Raw genomic sequence first — 22377 nt, 5'->3', positions numbered from 1 at the left:
GACTAGATAATTCAACTGTGCTCAATTCACAGCTCTAACACTCTGCTGCAACCCCTGCTGAATCTCCTGCACATAGCTCAATTGCGCTGAATGCTCTGTATCTACAGCACTGTCACTGTGTGGATAAAATTCCTCCAGCAATTCCACCCCCTCCTCTGCATGCACCTCAAACTTGGCATTGGCAAAACCCTGCCGTGCAATCTGATCTAATGCCGCCTGATCAAACCCTGCCTGTTTTCCCTGTTGGTCAATCTCCTTAGCCGTCTGAATTGCTGTTTGCAAATCCACGCCTTCCCGTAACGTTAAATCCACGTAATACACGGGCTGACGATAGCTTTGGGTGGTACTTTTTCCCCTTAACGTGAGTTGCAATGGTAAACACGACAACAAACCACCTGATGCTGCATGGTAGTAATTCAAACGTGCTGCCAAAGTGCGAATGCTGTTAAAACCAGTGGTTCTGAAAATAAAAGTCCCAAACTCATCGGCTTCGCCTAAATTGACATGCAGGCGTCCATAAGGCTTGCAATGTCCACCTTGTCCAAGTGGGCATAAGTCGGGGGATGGACAAGGATGTTGCTCTACACCTTGTGATGTCATACGTTGGCAGGTTTGACCATTCCCCACACAAATCGGGCGACCTGTCTGTCGGTCAAACAAGCTGTACTCGGCACGTAAGTTCAATTCAGGGTCATTGAAGATCATCCGCACAGGGATGCTGCGCAGTTTTTGATTCGGTGCTTGGCTACGCAATTGCTCATCCAAGGGGTGTTTAATCCAACCGTCCTTACCCTGTATTTGACTGGTAATGGTGAACTGATCATCTTTCTCTGGCAGACGCTTGCCATTCTTTTCTATTACACGGCCAATACTGATCCGTCCCAAGATGGGTGGTGTGATTGCTAAACCTTTAATCATGTTGAAATTCCTCTGTCGTTGAGATGTTTAGATGTGTTGTCCTGTGTGCTTAAAATAAAATCGGCATAAAAAATCCCGTGCAGGGCTGCACGGGATTTCAGGTTTCTTCTTGCTGAGTGTTTGGCTCTAGGCTTTAAGCTAATCTTGATAAATGTTGAAACGACGACTGCCTGCTTTCTGCAATGGGTACTGTTGAATGAGTTCAGGTTGGTGCTGAAGTAAGGACTTGATGTCTAGGCTGATACTGTCCTTGCTTTTCTTCCATGTCACTGAACCTTGCTGAAATACAGCACGTTCATGTTCCTGCATCAGTGCCTGAACACGGTGTTTAAGTAGGTCAAATTGGCTTTGGTGCTGTTCAATCTGCTGTTTCTCCTGTATCAGCTGATCAAACAGTTCATTGGCAAGCTTTACCTCCGTTAGATCAACACAGCTCAGTGGGGTATGTTCAGGATAGAGCTGTTGTAAAGCTTTGGCTGCCGATTCACTGGCATCCACTGCTGGCGGAACGTCATTTTCAACACACTCCCAAAACAGCCGTTCTGCCTGAATGATCTGTTCAATCAGGGCTTCATTACGACTGACTTTGTAGATTTTAGTTTCCTGCCCACACAGCAACACACAAATATGTGCCGCTTGTTTACCTGTCACGGCCAGTTGGTGTTGTACCTGACACAACACGTATAACGGCACACCATCTCGCCACAGTTTAGCGCCATATTCTCCTGCGGTTTTACATTCCAGTATTTGTACGTCTTCATTGCCCACCACGGCATAATCCAAGTTCGCCAACATAAAGGCTTTGTCAGGATCAGGGTGCTGTAACACCGCATTAACCCGACGGACTTTATTATTGGTGTGCATGCTGTAGTATTCTGCGACCAAGGGTTCTAACTGCTTGCCCCAATATAAAGGTGCATGTCCTGAGCTTTCATCTTCAATATTTTGCTGTACCCGTCCTGTTTTAATCATCCACAGTTCTAGCATCGACATATAAGGATTCAAGCCACAGGCGGCTGCGGCGTCACTGCTGCCTATTCCCTGTTTACGCACTTCCAGCCATGCTTGATAGTCCAGTTGTTTGGTGTTGATCAGACGTTTGGCATTTAAACTACGTTTTGAAGGGCTTGGTGGTGGATGTAGCCGTCCTGAATCAACGACAGCAGTTGAATTGGTTGTAGTTAAAGTGCTGTGATGCACTGTTGGTGTTGTGGTCATGTTTGGGTTCATGTGATGTTCCTCATCTCAATACGTTCTAAAAAACGGCATAAAAAAAGCCACATCCGAAGATGTGGCAAAGAGGGATACAAGATAAAATTTAGGCTGCAAGATATAATGCTTGCTCTAATCCACGTTGCTTTAATGCTACCCCTGCACCAAACCAAGCAGAGTCAAGGCGGTGATCAGTACTCATCGCACGACGTTCATGGTCGACAAACTCGGTGATCGCACAAAGTAGTCCATAGGCGGTGTCTTTGGCTGAAGATAAATCTGCCCCACGTCCCTGCCCATTAAACATATTCATGACTTTGGTCATGGCACGTCCATTCGGTTCAGTTTTATTGGGTTGTGGATTGGCTTGAGACGCGACATTACGGTAGTACTGAATAATGTTATCCTCCTGTTCCATCGCACTTAGGCTATTGTTGTTAAATACCGCATCAAAATAAGCCGCTGCTTCTTTCTGGGTGACTTTACGTTGGGTGAGTTGTTTCATTTCATACATGTGGTCGTACCATGTTTTCACTGAAATACCGAGTTGATCTTTGACTTTGTCGGCATCAAACTTAGTACTGTGCGGTACTTTGACCACGCCTGCATTGGAACTCTGCCCTCGTAAGGCAATCGCTAAGGTGTTATTGCACACCACACGGATATTAGTGAATTGTGCGGTGGTGGCTAAAGTACCATCACATGCGGTTGCTAGCAGAATATAGCCATTGCTGACATCCCCACCTTTCAATTCTGCAGTTTGTCCTGTACGTGCCAAAGCCCAGAACTTTTTCCCACCTTTTAGGACACCTGCGGTTTCCAGTTCAAAGCCTGATTGCTCAGTGAGGTCTCGATAGAATTCTAAAATCTCTCTGGGTTGGACTTCTTGATAACGCTGACTCACCACCGATAAAGGAGCATGGGTATCTGAACGGTACAGTACACGCTGGTCTTCATACGGCATGATGATGCTTTGCCCACGTTCATTCTGTGCCATATAACTGACATTGGATGATTCAATGCGCCAGTCCATACCTGCCTGTTGTGCCCAGACTTCTATCGGTTGATTTTGGGTAAGTTGATTCCCTAGTCCATGCCAAGGGGTATCACCAACATAGGCCATTTGTTCAAGTTGATGTGCCATGATTTTAATTCCTATAAAAAGTTAAATGTCTATAAAGGTATAAAAGCTTAATTACGCATGCTTGGACTAAAATCACGGTCACAGTCATTGCAGTAATAATGTCGGGTATAAACAGGATGTGAGCTTTTTGGGACTTCATTCTCGGTCATCAGCATCCAAATTCCACCGATCAGGACACCTACTAAGGCACCTGCAATCGGGGGGATGTTTAAACTTTTAGAAACACTGATGCCTAAGGTCGCTAGTGCCAGAGGTGACATCACATTGTTTTGCGCTGAAGGTGAATGACTGTTAATGACCAAATGTTGTGGAGATTCCAGTAGTACCGTGTCTCGGGACTGACAATAAGGACATGGCAAACTCATCTAAATAATTCCTGTAATAAAAAATGAGTGAAATAAAAAAAGCCTGCTTTGGGGGAAAGCAGGCAAAGCGTGAATTGGGTTATTGCATAAGGCTGTTTTGAAGGAGCCACATGCTTCTCATTTAAATGATATGTATCTGTATTTTTTTAGAATTCGACTTTAAAAGCTGCTTTTATATTAATTTTAACGGCTTGATTCCAAGATCAATTGACCTGATTTTTATCAGCGATTATCATGCAAGGGCTGGCCTACATTGCCAGTCGGTTTTAGCAGACCGTTCATCTAGCGCATCAGAGTTTATTCTTCTGAGTATTCTCTACGTGCGTAAAACCTTCTCGTCCCCCTTTGCGGTAGAACGGGAGGGGGACGCGTTCGCGCGTGCTGGTTCTAGATGTCCAGTCTGCTAACCCCTTTTCGTTCTGCCACCATTATTTAGCAGTAATTTGGTAGAACTTCTATACATCTAGGAGTCATCTATGACGCTATTCAATTTATGTGCTTCCCCTGCACTCGCTTCATTCTCATACCCTCCCAAACTTTGGTATTTCATCCCGATTCCAACTTTATGGTCTTGCCCTGTGCACTGATTCATTTCATCACACTGATCAACCACTGAGTTTTTAATTCAGGGGCTGCTTTGTGCTGGAACAATATGATGAAATTTATCGCACAGCTAATTTGATCTGTTCTCATTGCGCTCAGTAATAACATAACTAGAGCCTGTGACAGCCAGATAATATGTATTTGAAATTACAGTCAATTTCATAATTCATTTTTAAAACTTTAAAAATATTTGATGGGGAAATAACAGGATGAAATACATTTCAATTGCACTACTGACTAGCCTAGCTTTAGCAGGCTGTTCAAAACCACAGAATGATACAAAAAATGAAGAACTGACTCAAAGTATTGAAAAAATGTCATTGAATGATGATACCCCCGCACAGGCCGTGTCTTCCCCTTTGATTATCGCCCGAAATGAAATTACGACTCCGCTCACTAAAACGGGAGAAAACTTTCAGGAATTAATCAAAGATGAGGGCTATTTTTCTTTTTATCCGCCGTATCAGACCATCTCTGGATTACAGATGTTTGCTGAAAATGACGATACTGCTGAAAATTGTCTAAATTGCGTGAATTTCCAAACCACTCTCAATGATTTAAGAAGTGTTCTGGCTTTAAAAAACAATCAAGTTCTGGTCATCGGGCATACAGGTCAACAATTTCCTGCATTCACTTTTGCTTTAGGTGACGATTATTCCTTGCGTGCAGCGCATGATACCGCGATCAATTATATAAGATCGACCATGCAAGTTAAGCCACCGCAAAAAGATCAGTTTGAAAGTACAGAGCAATATCAACAACGTATTCAGACCCTTCAAAAAGAACTGGATACTAAAAATGCCAATTTAAACTATGACTTAAAACTTCTAGAAATGAGTTTAAATGCGACTTCTAGACAAAGTTTGTTCATGACGAGCAGCTATACGCCCAATGATCGTCCAAGTGGCCCGATTGATAACTTCGTTTATTATGATGCTGACTCGAAAAAGTTACATTTTGAGGACATGAATTTTTCATCTGAACTGATCGTAAATTTCACAGCCCCATCCACGCCAGAGTTAGCAAAAAATATTATTACGGCTGATGGACAGAAATATGTCGGGTATATTTTTAACTTTAATCGGAATAAATTAGAGTTAGATAGTTTAGTCATTTATCAAGCTATCAATACTCAAACTGGTTTATTAAATGAGCCTATCGCAATACTTGAACCGAGTACGATTTCTTTTCAACGAAAGCATTTCAACGGTATCGAAAATGCTCGCTTAAAAAAATTTGATGTCGCATTTAAAAAGCCAATTCACTTTGATTTTACGCTGAATAACTACACCCCTATCGAGCATGTATTTAAAAAGATCGGTGAGTAATCCTCAAGCTTATTAATCTTAAGAATTTTATTAACAATTAAATATACAAGAGTGGCCTCCACCCTGTAGATCACGATATTCGCTTAAGAACAGGTATTTATAATGAATTGTATTCCATCTATTTTTTTATCCAGCGTACTGTTGCTAACTTTAACGGCATGTAATTCAGACAATGATGCGCCAAAGTCTAAAGATACCCAAACGCAAACAAGCTCTGCTGAAAATACTACCGCACAAACAGATGAAGCTTTACCGGAGGATGAATTTAGGACCACCATGGTAGAATATGATCCAGACGATCCTGCTTTTGAAGCTGTAGAGCAAGCGCCCCAAGAAGAGTTTGAGCTAAGTGTCCGTCGTGATCCATCACAGCATACCATGACAGGCTACGTAGATAAGCTGATGATTGTTTCTCTAAATAACGATCCCACGACTTTAACTGGTGTTTCGATCAACCGTGGCAATTGTGGCACCAAAGGTTTCTATGACTATAAAAATATGCGTTATGGTTCTGTAGCGCAAATTTATCTGGGCTGTGCTGCTGAGTATGTTCGTGAAGTAACGATCAGTACCAATAGTGGCTTGACCTACACCTATAAGTTTTAGCTATTCGAGAGGCTAAATATAGCATCATTTATTAACGGAAAAGTTAAGGTTACCCTAAGTGAAACTGCTGAACATATCTGGTCAGCAGTATAGCTGTTGAGGCACTAAAAGTGCGCCATATAGTCAGCCTAGGTCGGTGTAAAGATGAGTCTTGATCTTAGAAAAATAAAGATTTTTCTTACTTAACCATATACAAACTTGCAAAACTAAAAGCTTTCCCTTTTTCATCACTTATCTTGGTATTAAGTTGATTTACATTGATAGAACATAGCTTTATTCCGCGGTTAAATGATACGTTCTGATTGACTTCCTTATTAAGGTCAAAATTAGTAACTAAATCCACAAAACTGGGCTCAAACAGACCTGTTTCAACATTGATCTTGTCATCAGACAATTGAAGTGATGTACTAATTTTAGAATAAAATTCAAAATACAGAGCAAAAAGATTCTCTTGAATCGCCGAAGCTGTAAAATATATAGTCAACTTTAGGTTAGATTTTGCTTTTACAGTAGCGTTATAAGAATAGTGAACACCTACCAACTGAAGTAAATTAGCCAAGTAATCTAAAAATCCCTTTTTTAAATCACTTTCATTCTCAAAAGATTGTGCCGCACCATCATAGCCCCTTAATTTATAGACTGTATAACAGAGCAAAGTAAAAACTCCCGCTCCTTTTTGGGATGCTTTTTTAGATTTTTCTGCATTCAGTATTTGGATAATTCGATGTAATTGCTCTAAACGTGGATTATTCGAATTAGGAGCATTTATAGATGCAGCTGTATCATGCAGTTTAAATTTTGCAAACTCCAAATAATCTAACAAAGCGTCAACCACTGGAACCTTAAAGTCTTCCGCTAAGCGAAACGTTAAGTAATCCTTCTTATCTGCTTCCCCTGTAAACAGAGCTAAATCTGCAATTGATACATGTCCTATTTCATATCCTTTATTTTTAGCTAAAATTTCAAAATCATGTAAGTACTCATAAATTTTCTTTTCAAATTCTTGTCCTTTTAAATACTCATCATGATTTAATCGCGTTGTGCGCTGGTTTAGACTGGAAAAATAATTTTCAATACTAATCCAGGTTAAGAATAGACGTTCCGGATTAAAACGGTAGAGCACTAAGTAACGTATATCAATATGTTCAGTCAGTTTGATATAAGCTTCTTTTAGCTGCTCATCTTCACTTAACTTTTTCTTAAACTTTAATCGAAGCTCATCCATTTCCTTTACAAATAAATCATTACCTAGATGATTGATCAAAAAAGCTTCGGTACCCTGATTGATTTTATTTCGCCCATATTGAAGGCAATCAAAAACATACCCTTGTACTGTTTTTTTAAAATCTAAAGTATTTAAAGAGTTTCCTTCTTTCAGCTCGAATTCACCACAGACATCACCTATAAATTCACTAATTTCAACTTGGTAGAAATCACGCAGCCAATCATAAAAATCTCTAAATTCATCAGATTTTTGAATATCATGAATGATATTTATCGTTTTCAGCATCCGCATAAAACGTACCGAACAATATTCCCTATCCACTTTCCACCATTTTTTCATATATTTTTCAACAGATTATAATATATTATTTTTTCACTAAAAAATATATTCACCATGAATCACAATTTAATCGAACCAAAACCAACTCATCCTATGGAGTTCGATCATGGATAATATGAAGAATCAAACGATACAAATCATTCGTTTACCAAAAGTCATTGAAACATGCGGATTATCTCGCAGCACGATATATGAAAAGCTTAACCAACGATCCCCAAGGCATGATCCTACCTTCCCCAAACCCGTGCGTCTTGGAACAGCCGCAGTAGGCTGGCTTCAACATGAAATTAACCACTGGCTGCTCTCCAAGAAAGCATAGGCTCTAAGTGCTTATCTTTTCAGTCAGGTAAACCACAAATCTATCGACTTTACCGAAAGGGGCTGGATTCCAAGTCCCCTTGTAGACAGTTGTTGTCTCTAATTCTGATGGGTGGCTTCTATAAGATTATAATTAGATCAATATATTTGTATCTTATTAATATTTATATATTTTATAAATAAAGATTATTTATCTTACTTAGTCTCTGCTCATACTATAGGTTAGATGGCAACAATCAGTATTTTATTACCGATTGGAGTTATATCTATGAACGATAATAACATTCATTATCCTAAGATCAAAGAAACTGAGGTTAAAGATTCTTTTGACCCAATACCAAGTTTATCAGTTCAAATTGAAACAGACCTATTAAATGAGTCTGAAGAAGTCCTATCTGGGTATGACGATGAATTAAATGAGCAATTTGAACTAGAAGATCTCTTAAACTCAGAAAGTGATAGCAAGCACGATGAGTTACCTAGTCCTCAGACTCTCAATCAATTCCTTAACCACCTAATAGACCCTAATGTAGCTGCATGCACCATCGCTATTAGTTTATGTGATGAAATAATTAAGCAAAAGGCTACCTCCCTATACAGTCTGTATCAGCCAAAAAATAAAGAGGATATTTCCCTTTTCAATCGAAAACATTGGGAATTGACTCACCCCAGAATAAAGCAATTGCTTCGTTCATTCTTACTTAATTCCAAGCGAACAGCTGTATGGGTGAATATAAAGTGTGAACAGCTTGAGGCTGTTATGGCTGCGTTAGATAAGGCCTTAAAACCATATCTAGACTTTATTTATGACTTAATTGAGCATCCATATGAGGAACTTAATGAGGTAGATGCAAATGGTAGACTGACAGGACATAAGGTTTCTTTAGCAGTAATCTTAAATCGCTTTATTAAAGTGCTTTTTGAACAGTTACATTCGCCTGAATATCTACAGCGTGTGAATGACCGTCGCAAAGTAGCGAAAAGGGGTGAAAAAAAGGTTCAGAAATACATTGATAAGTTACGTGGCCTTTATTCACGTTTATTGGGTGTTCGGGTTGATCTCTATCTACCTGCAGATAAAAAACATTTTACTCCTCAACAAATCGTAAAGCATTTCCATACGATTTTACAGAAACTGCGTCGCAGTAAATCCCTGCATTTAAAAGGCTATGTTTCAAAAATGGAATATGGCGTAGATCAGGCTTTACATATTCATTGTTTTTTCTTTTTCTGTGGTCGTAAACATCGAGAAGACATTAGTTTAGGTCGAATGATTGGTGAGTTGTGGGACAGTCAAATTGGCGGTAAACACAGCTATTTTAATTGTAATACCAGTAAGAATCGTAAGAAGTACAAATACGATGCTATAGGCATCATTGACCGTGATGATCAGACCAAATACGACAATATTGCAAAGGTGATTCGCTACTTTGCCAAGTTCGAACAATATGTCTTACATAGCAGCTTAGCGCGCGTTAAAACGCTCAATACAGGCTTATTACCCCATATTAAGAAAGGTATGGGTCGTCCTAATCTAACTCAATACTACAAATCTATTTAACCTTATTACTGAGATTCTTACTATGAAGCAATTACCCTTACACCGTCCTCAACCTCAATGCTTGCAGTCAACTCATGCTGTGTCAAATGTTTATCCAAACAACCATGTGGATTTACTATCTGAGAATGTAATAACACGATGGACATATGCCGATGAAGGCTTTGGGAGAAGAGCATTTGGATTAATTGATTTTCTTAAACAGTTAGAACATGACAGAATTAGGGTTTTTCCTAAACCAACTGCAGCTTATCCACATCCTTTTATGAACTCTTTGTGCTATTTTGCTCTCCAGCAGATATCACCGTTTTCCTATTTTATCGATCTTTTTGATGGCTTTGAAACAAATCCTTATTTAAGGGTTTTCCATAAATTTGCTGTTGAAAACTCACAACTGATGAGATCAGTACATCAAGTCCCTAATCATATTTGGGAAAGTTTATTCCAGCGTTTACGTGCTGAATTATATACAGCCAAGGCAAAACTTCAGACGAATAAATATGAAGCAGAAATACAAAAACTTCGCAATGAACAAAAAGCTTTCTTTAGACGTGTTATGCAAACACAAGAGCAAGCCAATTGTATTTTCTTAGAATTGCCTTTTATTTCTCAAATTGATCCTCCTCATTACCAAACCCAGGAGGAAGCCGAGAAAGATTCAGCAAAAGTATTGAAAAAATACTTTCAGTGGCTACATACAGCACCAGAGCTAAGAGGCAGGCTTTTTGATATTCACTGGCGCATCATTAAAGGACTGGATCATAAGCTAACAGCACAAGCATTCATTTACATCCTCGGCGATAAAATTGATTATTTGCCGTTGCTAAAAGAACAGTGGGAACTAACCTGCTCAGATTATCAGCTTCAAGGTATTCTTCCAGAACCGAAGCACCTTCATTGTTACGATGGACAAGGACTAGTTCAAAAAGCATGGTCACAACTCATCGAACGAGTACATGAGCCACTTCGTTTTTATCGTTATAAGGGCAATGGTATTACTTATGTGTGGAAAGAATACACAGGCAATGTTTAACCTATAGTCTTTTTTATTTCGGCCTAAGGGTTCATTCGTGAACCCTTTTTTATATATTAAAAATATCTTTTCAAAGCTATAAATGAGTTTAAAATTATTAACGTTTTTTATACTCATTTCCTATCTTATCCTGAATCGTCCTGTTTTTGCTTGTCACATCCAAAATTTTATGAGGGGTAGGTTGAGGGGTAAAACTACAGACAAAAAATAAGCCCTTGTAAAAACAAGGGCTTATTTAGATATTTGGCGGAAGCGGTGAGATTCGAACTCACGGAGGACTCACACCCTCGTCGGTTTTCAAGACCGGTGCATTAAACCACTCTGCCACGCTTCCAATGGCGGCTATCATATAAAGAAAATTTTAACTTGGCAAATATTTTTCCAGGTTTTCGCAACCGACTGTACAAAATAAAATCAAAATCATTTAATTTGCTGAATTTTCAAACTTTTCATAGCGAATGTCGACAATATACCAGTGTTTTGCACCTGATGGCGTCTGCACTACTGCTTCATCATCCACACTTTTGCCCAGCAAGGCGCGCGCCATTGGCGAGTCAATTGAAATATGTTGTGGATGATGATCATAAATTTCATCAACCCCGACAATTCTTAGGGTTTTCTGCTCGCCATCATCATTTTCAATATCGACCCAAGCGCCAAAATAGACCTTGCCCTCCTGTTCAGGTGAAAAATCAATAATTCGCAGCTCTTCCAGCCGCTTGCCGAGGTAACGTACCCGACGGTCAATCTTGCGCAGCAGCTGCTTGTTATATTGGTAATCGGCGTTCTCCGAACGATCGCCGAGACTGGCCGCCCAGTTCACTTTTTTGGTAATTTCAGGGCGTTCTTCATGCCACAAATGCTGAAGTTCCGCGACCAGTTTGTCATGTCCACCACGGGTAATTAAGCTCGATTTCATGGCCTTTAACAGCAGAAAAATATGCCTGTAGCTTACCAAAAACTGCTGCCTTCTCCCCAATTACTCCACTTTTAAAGTTTATAAAATATTTTTCCTAAATAGAATCATTTACTTATGAAACAGTTTTATATTTTTTTATGGACAAAATTTGACAACTCAAATTTTGGTCTTTATTATGCGCACATCTTTTAATTATGATCATTTTTTAACCTGTGTGGCGTAGCCACATTTTTTATCTTTCATCCCATGTCATTTTGAATGACGTCATGAGTGCCCACCCTCTTATTGAATTTATCAAACTTGAAAAAGTCTGAGGCCTTTTGCCTCCTGCTTTGTAGGGCATAAATTACTTGTAGCGGAGACAACATGCACAGTAGTTCAACTTCTGGGTCGAGGCTTGGCCTTCACTCTTTTTTCAACTCTCTCCCTTTAAAAGTCTTAGTATTAAGCAGTGCGTTAATTCCGTTTCATAGTATTAATGCAAGTAAAGCAGCGTATCAGTTTGATCGCGTGGTCAATCACAATAAATTGACCGTGGTTTCTGTTTCGAATCCGACCACCGTGTTTCAGAACAGTCAGCATCTGCATGGCTTTGGTTATGACCTGGTGCGCAACTATGCGCATAGCCTGAATGTCAAACTCGAGTTTAAAACCGTACCGGACAATGCGACAGCGTTGCAATGGGTGGCGTCAGGTAAAGCCAACTTTGCCATGACCACTGCCAGTATTCAGAGCATTGAAAACAAGCATCTGACCGGTTTTTCGGCCACCTGTGGCGATTTAAACACCTTGCAGAAAAATGGCCTAAACAGCAATTTAAACTGGGTATTTAAACATGCCGATGATCCGCTGAGCCAGACCGCCAGTGCCTTTGTCTGCCGTGGCAAACAAAGCGGTGCCATCAACCAGCTGGCCTCGTTCTATAACCAGAATGTGGTTAAGCAGGAATCCTGGAATACTATCCAGCGTGACTTAAGCAATCGCATGCCTTTATATAAGGCCAGCTTCCAGCGCACTGCGCAGCAGTATGATCTGGACTGGCATTTACTGGCGGCCATTGGTTATCAGGAATCGTACTTAAAGCCGAACTCTGTTTCACCAACCGGTGTTCGTGGTTTGATGATGCTGACCAACAGCACAGCCAAAGCTATGGGCGTCAGTAACCGTACCGATCCAACCCAGAGCATTCAGGGCGGTGCCAAGTATTACAACCTGATGCTGAACCGTTATAAGCATATTCCGTTTCCAGACCGTAACTGGTATGCACTGGTGGCCTATAACATGGGTCCGGGTGCCGTGAGCCAGATTCAGAAGCGTATTCAGGCCACCGGTAAAAACCCGAACAACTGGGTCAACCTGTATGCTTACTTAGACGGCAATAAAGCCAAGAACGGACGTTATCGTCAGGCCTTACAATACGTGACCCGTATCCGTGCCTATCTGGAACACATCAAGACCACGCCGCAGCTGGTGAATATTTAAATGCTTCACCGTTGATCTTCAAGGCAAAAAAAAGCTTACCTTCGGGTAAGCTTTTTTGTGTCGGGTCACAATCAGGTGGTTTGCGCCAAAACGTTTTTGAACAGGTCTTTTTGCTCTTGGCTTGGTTTTGCAGTTTGCAATGCCATTAATTGAGACATATCGCCTTGTACTTTGATTTTACCGGTCATGAAGGCTTGCATGGCTGCAGCCATATCAAACTCCAAGAACACTTTACGTAAGGTCTCAGCATCCATATTCAGGGTTGTTTTTGCATTTGCAGACAATCCTTTCTGGATTTTGCCACCGTCTAAAGCTAATTCTGTATTGCCTGAAGCATCCGTAACAACCAAATTAATTGCAAGATTCGCAAGCGCAGGTGGTAAATTTAAGTCACCAGCTTGAGCCGTCAGGTTCTCTACGGTTGCAAACCAATCATCAGATAAAAAAGCAGGCATGATTATTCCTCAATTTATTTGTTCATTTGTGTCGCCTGTCCAGACAACATTTTTGTGAAGCAATGATGCTTGTGACCTGTTATAGCATGTAATTATAAAAGATGGCTAAGATTTTTTGTACGATGCGTTCAAATTTTATATTTTTAATACAATATTGAAATAATTCAAATATATAAAAAAAGCACTGAACTGAAGTTCAATGCTTTTTTTGACTATTTAGTCAGCTGCATAGCCTAAATTGACCATGTTGATGCGGTTGGACTGACCATCTTCATTCTCGTGCGAATAACTGCCTTTAAAGTCAAACTCGCGCTCGCTATCGAGTGCTTCAAAGTCAAACAGCTCGCGGTCTGCCAGTTGCGATGGTGATACATTTTGCAATGCACCAAAAATACTGTGCAGACGTTTTGGATGGGCATTGTCCCATTCACGCAGCATGTCATTGATAATCGCACGTTGCAGATTTTCCTGCGAACCACACAGGTTACATGGAATAATCGGGAACTGGCGCATTTGCGCGTATTTGATGATGTCTTTTTCTTCCACATAAGCCAGTGGACGAATCAGCATATTCTTCTTGTCGGAAGATAACAGCTTCGGTGGCATCGCCTTTAAGCTGCCGCCATGGAACAGGTTCAGGAAGAAAGTCGCCAGAATATCATCACGATGATGCCCCAGTGCCACCTTGGTTGCCCCAATTTCCTGGGCAAAGCCGTACAGTGAACCACGACGCAGACGCGAACACACTGCACAGTAGGTTTTGCCTTCCGGGGTCAGACGCTTGGTAATACTGTAGGTATCTTTTTCCAGAATATAATACGGGATATTATTTTCTTCCAGATAACGCGGCAGCACATCTTCAGGGAAGCCCGGCTGTTTCTGGTCCAGATTCACCGCCACCACATCAAAATGAATCGGGGCAATACGTTTAAACTGCAACAGAATATCCAGTAAGGTATAACTGTCTTTACCACCCGAAATACACACCATGACCTTGTCACCGTCTTCGATCATCTTGTAATCACGAATGGCATGACCCACCTGGCGACGCAGCTTTTTCAGCAAACGGTAATACGCAGAGCTGGTTGGCAGTTCTGGTTTAAAATTAAATCCTTGATCGGACTCAACTGGCGAGAACATAGACGAGATTTACCCATAAAAAAAATACCGCGCAATTTTAGCCGATTCAGTCCCGGCACGCATCAAAAGAATGTAATTTCCTGCTTGTCATTTTTTGTCATCTCGCTGTCTTTATTTTTATGCTAATTTGAACGTTTGCGTTCATCTTTTAAGCAAGATGCTTATCTTTTGGACTTTTCCACAGTTTTCCACAAAAGCTGTGGATAACTTTGTGGATTTAAAACAACTTGACAAGGTCACTTGCCTGCAATTGAAGGCTTCTATTTAAATTGATCATTTTTTAATCAATTTTATTTATAATTAAAATCAATGGTTTAAGTGTGTCAAGCAGACCAGAATAAAAAAAAATAAATATTTTTTTTGATTGTTCTGTCAGCAAACAGGGCTTGATTTTTACAAAGTAAACGGGGAAATAAATGTAAAGACTCTTTTCATCAATGTTTTTTTTGTTAAACTCAAACCACCTGTTTGGGGACAGTATGAACTTCGTTACCATAATGAATACGATAATGTATAAAAGATTACATTTTAAACAACTGGCTTTTTGGGGATGTGTGACGCTGCTTGCGGTTGCATCGCACAGTCATGCCGGACAGATTTATGTCTATAAAGACAATAATGGCTCTACCCTGCTGACCAATCGTAAAAGTTCAGACCAGTCCCTGAAAAAAGTCAAAGTGACGTATTATCCCGACAGCAATATTCATCGTTATAGCAACTGGGGCAGCTCTGAAGCATCGGTCTTACCAAGCTATAGCCGCAATAAAAATGCCTTTGACCATATTATCCAGCAGGCCGCGCAGCGCCACGGTATTTCGTCTGGGCTGATTAAAGCCGTCATGCACACCGAGTCCGGCTTTAATGTCAATGCTCGCTCTCCGGTCGGGGCCCAAGGCTTAATGCAGCTGATGCCGGCCACTGCCAAACGTTTTCAGGTTTCTAATGCCTACGATCCTTATGAAAATATTATGGCCGGGGCCAAATATCTGGCCTGGTTACTAAAACGTTTTAACGGTAATACATCCTTAGCATTGGCCGGTTATAATGCCGGTGAAGGCAATGTCGCCAAATACGGTGGCATTCCGCCCTTCCGTGAAACTCAGGACTATGTGCGCCGCGTGACCAGCCGTTATCACAATCTGTATGCCGGTGGTGTCAGCAGTAGCGATCAGGGACCGTTACTGGCCCAATCCAATACGCTTTCTTCTGGTTCGCATTTAACTGCAGCCCAGCCTGCACGCCCATCGCGTGAAATTATTGTTGCCGCAGATGGCAGCTTTACCGATGCACCGGTCCGCTCCTATGCCACGGCACATGCCTCTGCTGCAGCCCGAATCACCATTTCGGACTAAGATGATTTTTTGTTGATTTTCACGATTTTTTCTTGAATTTTTAATACATTCACCGCATATTTACTTGCATGATTTATGAATCAGATTACATTTTCATTTTAAGAGGATTTACTCAATGATGCGGATTGGTTTGTTCTTGCTAACCAACCTCGCGGTACTGGTTGTAGCTGGCATTATTTTGTCACTCTTCGGTGTCGGTAGTTACCATGGCGCGGGTGGCTTAAATCTAGGCAACCTGTTGGTCATCTGTTTTGTCTTCGGTATGGTCGGTTCTTTAATTTCCCTGTTCATGTCTAAATGGATGGCGAAAAAAACCACCGGTACAGAGCTGATTGACCCGAATGCCCCACGTAACCAGGCTGAAGCGTGGTTATTAAATGAAGTTGCACAATTGTCGCAACGTGCTGGCATTAAAATGCCAGAAGTGGGTATCTTCCCTTCTTATCAGTCGAATGCCTTTGCAACCGGCTGGAACAAGAATGATGCTTTGGTGGCGGTTTCAACCGGTCTGCTGGAGCGTATGAACAAAGATGAATTACGTGCCGTACTGGCGCACGAAATTGGTCACGTGGCCAATGGCGACATGGTTACGCTGGCGTTAATCCAGGGTGTGGTCAACGCCTTCGTGATGTTCTTTGCCCGTGTTGCCGGTGATTTCATTGATCGTAACGTATTTGGCCGTGAAGATGGCGAAGCGCCAGGCATTGCCTACTTCGTGATTACCATTGTGCTGGATATCGTGTTTGGTATTCTGGCTTCGGCCATTGTGATGTGGTTCTCGCGTCAACGTGAATACCGCGCCGATGAAGCGGGTGCCCGTCTGGCTGGCAAACAGGCCATGATTTCTGCCCTGTTACGCTTACAGGCCGAATCTGAAATGCCAGATGCAATGCCAAAAGAAATGAAAGCCTTCGCGATTTCTGCCGGTCAGGAACAAGGGTTTAGTCTGGCAGCGTTATTCCAGACCCACCCGACCATTGAACAGCGTGTGGCGGCATTACAGCAGTTAAACCTGCCTTAATAATAATGCCCAACCGTTAAATAGACAAAAGCCTCCATATGGAGGCTTTTGTTTTTATGTGTGATAGATACTGGTTGGAATGATGACAGCTTACTTAAAGATTTAAACCCTGCATCCACTGCCAGACCCATTGCAGCCCGGCCAAGGTCGCCACCACCAGAATGATCAGGAACAACAGGCCTAATAAATCAGGAAGATGAATCCACAGCCAGGCCACCACAGGATTACGCCAGAATGCCGAATATTGCTGCTTCTGCTCCAGTTTTTCATGCAAGAAAGGATGCACCACATGATGGTCACTCTGGATATCATATTCCTGCCGGATATGATCATGCACAATATCCAGCGCCTTACGGCTAGGGCGAATAAAAATATCAAAAATCGTCCCGGCAATCGGAATAAAGCCCACCACCGCATCCATAACCGCCAGCTTCATGACCGGATTCAGTTTGGCATGTGGCACGCCGACCTGTTTGGCTTTATAAATTGCATAACAGGTCAACACAAAACCGGCCAGATCGCCGGCCACCGGAATGGTACTTAAAGCCGCATCAGCGCCCACGCCCTGTTTGGTAAACGGAATCCGCACCACCGAATCCATCATATTGGCAAACTTGGCCAGATCACGCTCCAGGCGAATCACCTCTTGCCGGGAAAGTTTGGGTTTGGTGCTGTGCAGCTCTGTCATGAATCAACCTGATTTTTATCTATTTATGTCATGTTTTTACTATACTCGAGCGCGCTGCTCAAACGTTTTACTGCTTTGTAAATACAGGCTAAAACAACAGCTGTGAGGCAATAAACAGATAAACCACCACCCCGCTGGCATCGCAAATTGAGGTCACCAGAGGTGCCGACGCACTGGCCGGGTCCAGTTTCAGCTTATTGAGAATAAACGGCAGGCTCATGCCAACCAGACAGCCCATCAGCACAATGCCCAGCATACTTAAGGCCAACACCACCGCCACCATCAAATCGCCACGCACATAACCCAGTACCGACACGGCCAGTGCCATGGTGCCACCTAAACAAAGCGCCACCAGACTTTCCCGCCCGAGCAGATAGAACCAGTCACGAAAATGCACATCGCCGGTGGCTAAAGCACGGACCATTAAGGTCGCCGATTGCGCCCCAGCATTCCCGCCACTACCGACCAGCAAGGGCAAGAAGAACACCAGCACAATATGCGCGGCAATAATCTCTTCAAAATGGGCAATCCCAAAACCGGACAGCAAACTGCCAAACACCAGAAATACCAGCCAGAACACGCGCTGGCGATATAAAGATAAAATTGGTGCATTTTTCAGGCTCAGGTTGGGCAAGGATTCAATCGCACCGGATTTTAAAATATCTTCAGTAGTTTCGGCCTCGACAATGTCCATGGCATCATCATAGGTGACAATCCCGACCAGACGCTGCGCCTGATCAACAATCGGCAAGGCCAGAAAATCATAATGCGCCAGCTTCCAGGCAATCTGTTCCTGATCTTCATCGACCTGGCCCATCACCAGATCCGTGGTCATGAGATGCTGCAGCTGTACCTCTGGCGCGGCCTGAATAATCTGCCGCAAGGACACCACACCGAGCAGATGCTGTAGCGCATCGACAATATAAATCAGGTACAGGGTTTCCCGGTCTGCCGCCACCTGACGCAACTGTTCAATCGCCTGCTGGATCGTCAGCTCTGGGGATAAAGTCACAAAATCCGAACTCATGATCGCCCCGGCAGATTCTTCCGGGTAAGCCGCCAGCTGCTGAATTTGCTGACGTTTTTCCGGGGCCAGCTCGGCCAGAATCCACGGCTGTAGCGTCGGACTCAAACCTTTAAACAGGTCGGTCCGGTCATCTGAATGCATGGCACTCATCAGCTGCAACAAATCGGCTGGGTCCAGCTGTTCGGCAATTTGCGCCTGCACAGTTTTTGGCAAAAACTCAAAGATCAGCGCGGCCTGCTCCAGGGTGGGAATCAATCGAACCTGCGCTTGCAGCGACAGCTGTTCAATCCAGACCGCCAAATCGGCCGGATTCATATGCGCAATCAGGGTCTGTACCCGCTCTGGATGCTGCTGCAAAATGGCCTGTTCCAGTGCCTGAAGTTCAAAAGGATTCAGCATAAACTCTCATCATTATTCTTGGTTATTTTTTAAAATGTAAAGTGATTTGCACTGCATCTGCGTGCTGCCGCAGTGTCCCTGAAGCAGCAGCATTTTTCTCTGTATAAACCCGGCGGATCAGGCCTGTTTCAGTTTAAAGATCGAACGCACCAGTACATACATAAAGGGAATAAAGATCAGCACCAGAACCGTACCGAAAATCACTCCACCCAGCACACTCACGCCAATTTCCTGACGGCTGACCGCACCGGCACCAAAGGCAAATACCAGCGGAATGACCCCGGCCCCAAAGGCCAGCGAGGTCATCAGAATAGGACGTAAACGCAGACTCGCTCCTTCCAGTGCGGCTTCCACGGCGCTGCGCCCCTGCTGCTGCGCCATCGAAGCAAACTCGACAATCAGAATCGCATTTTTACAGGACAGGCCGATGGTGGTCAGCAGTGCAATCTGGAAATAGATATCATTCGGGAACCCGGCCAGGTAGCTGAACAGGATATTACCACCAATACCCAGTGGAATCGCGCTCATCACCGCAGTTGGAATGGTCCAGCTTTCATACAGCGCTGCCAGACACAGGAAGATAAAACCAATTGATACCAGATACAACAATAAAGCCTGATTGCTGGACTGCTTTTCTTCAAAGGACAAGCCGCTCCAGGCCAGATCAACACCGTCCTGCTGGTCAACCAGCTGCTGAATATCCTGCATGGCCTGACCGGAGCTGGCACCGGCTGCGGTATCGGCTTCCATTTCCAGTGCGGTATAGCCCATAAACCGGTTCACCACTTCTGGTCCGCCACCCCAGCTCAGGGTAGAAAAATTACCAAATGGCACCATCTGCCCGTTGGCATTACGCACCGACCAGGCCTGTAAATCTTCCGGGGTGGCACGGAACTCGGCATCACCCTGCATAATCACCCGTTTAATCCGGCCACGATCAATAAAGTCATTGATATAACTGCCGCCCCATGCCGCCGACAAGGTGCTGTTAATCGCGCCTTGGCTCAGGCCATTGGCCATGGCCTGTTTCTGATGAATATTGACATTCAGCTCGGCTTTTTCCGGATTGGATTTTTTATCCAGATTGGCAAAGCTGGAATAACGGTCGGCCTGACTGCGCAGGCTCTGGAATTGCTGCTCCAGATAATCACGGCCCTGCCCATTTAAATCTCGCAGCCAAAACTGCAGGCCATCGGTCTGGCCTAAACCGCGCACCGAGGCCGGCATCCCAATCATAATCTGCGCATCCGGATGACGCTGGAAATGCTGCATGGCCCGCTCACGAATTGCCTGCGCAGCATTGTCACTGCCCGGACGATCATCCCAGTGTTTCAGCGCAATAAAGCCCTGCCCCAAGTTCTGACCAGTACCTGAGAAATTACGGCCATAGCGAATCATCACCAGATCAACATTGGCCTGTTCCTGTGCAATAAAATAGGCACGAATCGTTTCCCCAACTTCACGGCTTTTTGACAGGGGCGCGCCTTCTTGCAATTTAAATTGTACCGTGAGCATGCCCTGATCTTCACTTGGAATAAAGCTGGTCGGCAAGGCTCGATAGAACAAGGCAAATACCCCGATTAAAGCCACAAAAATCACCAGAGAGATGGTGCGATGTTGCAGGGTCCAGCTTGAAGAACGCAGATAATGCTGTTTCAGATTTTCCAGTTTCTGATTAAACCAGGCGGCCCATCGGGCGGTTTTCTGCTTTGGCTTTAAAATTAAGGCACATAAGGCCGGGGTTAAAATCAGTGCCACCAGCAAAGATAAGGACATCGCGGCCACCAGGGTGATGGAAAACTGACGGTAGATGACCCCGGTCGAGCCACCAAAAAATGCCATCGGAATAAACACCGCGGTCAGCACCAAGGTAATCCCGACCAGTGCCCCGCTAATTTCCTGCATCGACTGGATTGCCGCCTGTTTGGCTGAAAGCTGCTGCTCATGCATCAAACGCTCAACATTTTCTACGACCACAATCGCATCATCGACCAGCAGGCCAATCGCCAGTACCAATGCAAAAAGAGTTAAGGTATTGATGGTCATGCCCAGCACATACAGCACTGTCAGGGTACCTAAAATCACCACCGGTACGGTGATGGTCGGAATTAAGGTAGCGCGCCAGTTCTGTAAAAACAGGAACATCACGATCACCACCAGAATAATCGCTTCAATGAGGGTTTTTACCACCTCTTTCATCGACTCCTTCACAAACGGCGTATTATCGCGTGGATAGACTATCTTGTAGCCTTCAGGCAACTGTTTGGAGAGATGATCAATTTCCTGCTGGATTAAAGCCGAGGTCGCCAGTGCATTGGCGCCAGAGGCCAGGGAGATGCCCAGCGCAGCTGAAGGATAGCCGTTAATCGTATTAAAGGACTGATAATTTTCTGCCCCCAGCTCGACCCGCGCCACATCTTTTAAATAAACAAAACTGCCGTCCTGGGCCGACTTTAAAATTACATTTTCAAATTCTTCGACAGTTTTTAAACGTGAACCGGAGGTGACTTTGGCATTTAAATACTGATCGGTTGCGGTGGGTAAATCGCCAATACTGCCGGCTGCCACCTGGGTATTCTGGGCTTCAACAGCGGCCCGAATATCGCTTGGCATCAAGGCATACTGTTTCAGTTTTAAAGGATTCAACCAGATTCGCATGGCATATTGCGAACCGAAGACATCCACCTCACCCACGCCTTCAATACGCGCCAGATCCTGTTCCAGATGGGTCATCATATAATCGGACAGTTCAATATTGGAACTGTGACCAGCGCTGTCATACAACCCGATGACCATATGGGTATCACCCAGAGATTTGAACACATTCACGCCTTGGCGCTGTACATCTTCAGGCAAACGGTTAATGGCGCTGTTAATCGCATTTTGCACCTGCACCTGTGCGGTATCTGGGTCTGTGCCATTTTCAAAACTGATACTGATACGGCTGCGCCCCGAAGAATCACTGCTCGAGCTAAAATACAGCAGATGATCCAGCCCTCGAATCTGCTGCTCCAGCACCTGGGTCACGCTCTCCTCCACTGTTTCTGCCGAAGCTCCAGTATAAGTGGCACTCACGGTAATGCGGGGTGGTGCAATATCTGGATAACGCTCGACCGGCAAACCTAAAGTGGAAAAAATACCAAACGCCATGACAATAATGGCCAGGACTCCAGCAAAAATAGGACGTTCAATAAAAAATTTTGACAGCATAAAACAGGATCACTTTTCGGTGGCAGCGTTGTTAT

At 43.5% G+C, this 22377-nt stretch carries 19 protein-coding genes and 1 tRNA gene; 8 read left to right on the top strand and 12 right to left on the bottom strand.

Annotated elements, in window-relative coordinates; translation table 11 throughout:
* Nucleotides 1-21: 21 nt before the first annotated feature.
* The 4 genes from FTU50_RS02700 to FTU50_RS02685 form a co-directional block, all read right to left on the bottom strand.
* Nucleotides 22-918, bottom strand: coding sequence for a hydrolase or metal-binding protein (locus tag FTU50_RS02700; protein ID WP_180046049.1), 897 nt, complete (start codon nt 916-918; stop codon nt 22-24).
* A gap of 138 nt (nt 919-1056) precedes the next feature.
* The gene (locus FTU50_RS02695; RefSeq protein WP_180046051.1) at nt 1057-2148 is read right to left on the bottom strand and encodes a YqaJ viral recombinase family protein; all 1092 of its coding nucleotides are present in this window, start codon (nt 2146-2148) and stop codon (nt 1057-1059) included.
* Nucleotides 2149-2236: 88 nt separating this feature from the next.
* A complete protein-coding gene (locus FTU50_RS02690) occupies nt 2237-3274 on the bottom strand; it encodes a DUF932 domain-containing protein (protein WP_180069458.1) in 1038 nt (345 codons plus the stop codon).
* A gap of 47 nt (nt 3275-3321) precedes the next feature.
* Nucleotides 3322-3639: a hypothetical protein gene (locus tag FTU50_RS02685; RefSeq protein WP_180046055.1), complete on the bottom strand. Its 318-nt coding sequence runs from the start codon at nt 3637-3639 to the stop codon at nt 3322-3324.
* A gap of 812 nt (nt 3640-4451) precedes the next feature.
* On the opposite strand from FTU50_RS02685, the gene FTU50_RS02680 reads away from it, so the two are divergent.
* Together FTU50_RS02680 and FTU50_RS02675 are read left to right on the top strand one after the other, a co-directional pair.
* On the top strand, nt 4452-5570 hold the full coding sequence (locus FTU50_RS02680) for a hypothetical protein (RefSeq protein WP_180046057.1): 1119 nt from the start codon (nt 4452-4454) through the stop codon (nt 5568-5570).
* 102 nt (nt 5571-5672) lie between these two features.
* Nucleotides 5673-6176 carry a hypothetical protein gene (locus tag FTU50_RS02675; RefSeq protein WP_180046059.1) on the top strand — a complete coding sequence of 168 codons (504 nt, stop codon included), beginning with the start codon at nt 5673-5675 and terminating at the stop codon, nt 6174-6176.
* Nucleotides 6177-6354: 178 nt separating this feature from the next.
* Here FTU50_RS02675 and FTU50_RS02670 read toward each other — a convergent pair whose 3' ends face one another.
* Nucleotides 6355-7740: a hypothetical protein gene (locus tag FTU50_RS02670; RefSeq protein ID WP_180046060.1), complete on the bottom strand. Its 1386-nt coding sequence runs from the start codon at nt 7738-7740 to the stop codon at nt 6355-6357.
* A gap of 115 nt (nt 7741-7855) precedes the next feature.
* Between FTU50_RS02670 and FTU50_RS02665 the strand changes: the two genes are divergently transcribed.
* The 3 genes from FTU50_RS02665 (at nt 7856) to FTU50_RS02655 (ending at nt 10649) form a co-directional block, all read left to right on the top strand.
* Nucleotides 7856-8059 (top strand): AlpA family transcriptional regulator, encoded by a 204-nt coding sequence (locus FTU50_RS02665; protein WP_180046101.1) that lies wholly within the window; start codon nt 7856-7858, stop codon nt 8057-8059.
* A 267-nt stretch (nt 8060-8326) separates the two neighbouring features.
* Nucleotides 8327-9619, top strand: coding sequence for an inovirus-type Gp2 protein (locus FTU50_RS02660; RefSeq protein ID WP_180046062.1), 1293 nt, complete (start codon nt 8327-8329; stop codon nt 9617-9619).
* A 22-nt stretch (nt 9620-9641) separates the two neighbouring features.
* The gene (locus tag FTU50_RS02655; protein ID WP_180046064.1) at nt 9642-10649 is read left to right on the top strand and encodes a hypothetical protein; all 1008 of its coding nucleotides are present in this window, start codon (nt 9642-9644) and stop codon (nt 10647-10649) included.
* 244 nt (nt 10650-10893) lie between these two features.
* Here FTU50_RS02655 and FTU50_RS02650 read toward each other — a convergent pair.
* Nucleotides 10894-10983: transfer RNA gene (locus FTU50_RS02650), tRNA-Ser, on the bottom strand.
* Between the two features lie 90 nt (nt 10984-11073).
* A complete protein-coding gene (gene greB / locus FTU50_RS02645) occupies nt 11074-11568 on the bottom strand; it encodes a transcription elongation factor GreB (protein ID WP_005176376.1) in 495 nt (164 codons plus the stop codon).
* Between the two features lie 366 nt (nt 11569-11934).
* Here greB and FTU50_RS02640 point away from each other — a divergent pair, with 366 nt between their 5' ends.
* Nucleotides 11935-13050: a transglycosylase SLT domain-containing protein gene (locus tag FTU50_RS02640; protein ID WP_005176374.1), complete on the top strand. Its 1116-nt coding sequence runs from the start codon at nt 11935-11937 to the stop codon at nt 13048-13050.
* A gap of 71 nt (nt 13051-13121) precedes the next feature.
* Here FTU50_RS02640 and FTU50_RS02635 read toward each other — a convergent pair whose 3' ends face one another.
* Both FTU50_RS02635 and ttcA read right to left on the bottom strand, forming a co-directional pair.
* Nucleotides 13122-13505, bottom strand: a complete 384-nt coding sequence (locus tag FTU50_RS02635) for an SCP2 sterol-binding domain-containing protein (RefSeq protein ID WP_016659963.1) — start codon at nt 13503-13505, stop codon at nt 13122-13124.
* Between the two features lie 216 nt (nt 13506-13721).
* Entirely contained in the window at nt 13722-14645 is a 924-nt protein-coding gene (gene ttcA, locus FTU50_RS02630; protein WP_005176370.1) for a tRNA 2-thiocytidine(32) synthetase TtcA, read from the bottom strand.
* A gap of 509 nt (nt 14646-15154) precedes the next feature.
* On the opposite strand from ttcA, the gene FTU50_RS02625 reads away from it, so the two are divergent.
* Nucleotides 15155-15997 carry a lytic transglycosylase domain-containing protein gene (locus FTU50_RS02625; RefSeq protein ID WP_034597413.1) on the top strand — a complete coding sequence of 281 codons (843 nt, stop codon included), beginning with the start codon at nt 15155-15157 and terminating at the stop codon, nt 15995-15997.
* A gap of 115 nt (nt 15998-16112) precedes the next feature.
* Nucleotides 16113-17018: a protease HtpX gene (gene htpX, locus FTU50_RS02620; RefSeq protein ID WP_005176364.1), complete on the top strand. Its 906-nt coding sequence runs from the start codon at nt 16113-16115 to the stop codon at nt 17016-17018.
* Between the two features lie 94 nt (nt 17019-17112).
* On the opposite strand, the gene FTU50_RS02615 is transcribed toward htpX, so the two are convergent.
* From FTU50_RS02615 to FTU50_RS02605, 3 genes are all read right to left on the bottom strand, one after another.
* On the bottom strand, nt 17113-17706 hold the full coding sequence (locus FTU50_RS02615) for a DUF4112 domain-containing protein (protein ID WP_180054309.1): 594 nt from the start codon (nt 17704-17706) through the stop codon (nt 17113-17115).
* Between the two features lie 88 nt (nt 17707-17794).
* Nucleotides 17795-19132, bottom strand: coding sequence for a magnesium transporter (gene mgtE / locus FTU50_RS02610; protein ID WP_005176359.1), 1338 nt, complete (start codon nt 19130-19132; stop codon nt 17795-17797).
* A gap of 117 nt (nt 19133-19249) precedes the next feature.
* The gene (locus tag FTU50_RS02605; RefSeq protein ID WP_180046066.1) at nt 19250-22342 is read right to left on the bottom strand and encodes a multidrug efflux RND transporter permease subunit; all 3093 of its coding nucleotides are present in this window, start codon (nt 22340-22342) and stop codon (nt 19250-19252) included.
* Between the last annotated feature and the right edge of the window lie 35 nt (nt 22343-22377).

It is taken from the genome of Acinetobacter sp. YH12112, assembly GCF_013418945.1.
Lineage (GTDB): Bacteria > Pseudomonadota > Gammaproteobacteria > Pseudomonadales > Moraxellaceae > Acinetobacter > Acinetobacter indicus.
This window is presented reverse-complemented; position numbering and strand designations above follow the sequence as displayed.